The following is a 561-nucleotide window of genomic DNA, read 5'->3' as shown; positions in this document are numbered from 1 at the left end:
GTCGTTCTTTCCAATCGCGATGCTTCATGGCCCCACCACGTCTAAGAACGTCAACATATCACTGACCGAGTTGAATTCCAAAGTTTTTCCGCTCTCATCATCTCCAATCACGTAATCAAACGACAAAAGCAGATCGACGCGGGGTTCGAATCGTGGTGATATCAGCCCGAGGATCCATCGTAGAACCCGGCACAAGTGCTCCATCAGCTATTGGATTTGGGCTGCCACGCAAAAGGGGACAGGCTGTAACTTGCGGAACGATGAAACGATGACTGGGCCCACCGATGGCAGCGTGAACCCGCGGATTTGTTGCACCCTGTCATCCGTGGTTTCGCGCTGCTATCCGTGGGTGTTGTTTGCGATCGATAGCCCGGCAAGCTTGCTGGAGTGCTGCCCCAAAATTAAATGTATCCAGAGCACAAGCAGCCGTTTGCTGGGTTCCTCTCGATACACCAGACCAGATCGCTGATAACGTCAACGCGGGGGAAATCCTGCTTTTTCGTTGAACCAATACATAATCGGTGGCCTAAACTTCGCAGGGCATTTTCTATTCGAGACTTC

Origin of the sequence: Stieleria magnilauensis (genome assembly GCA_007753675.1) — a bacterium.
GTDB lineage: Bacteria > Planctomycetota > Planctomycetia > Pirellulales > Pirellulaceae > Stieleria > Stieleria magnilauensis.
This window is presented reverse-complemented; position numbering follows the sequence as displayed.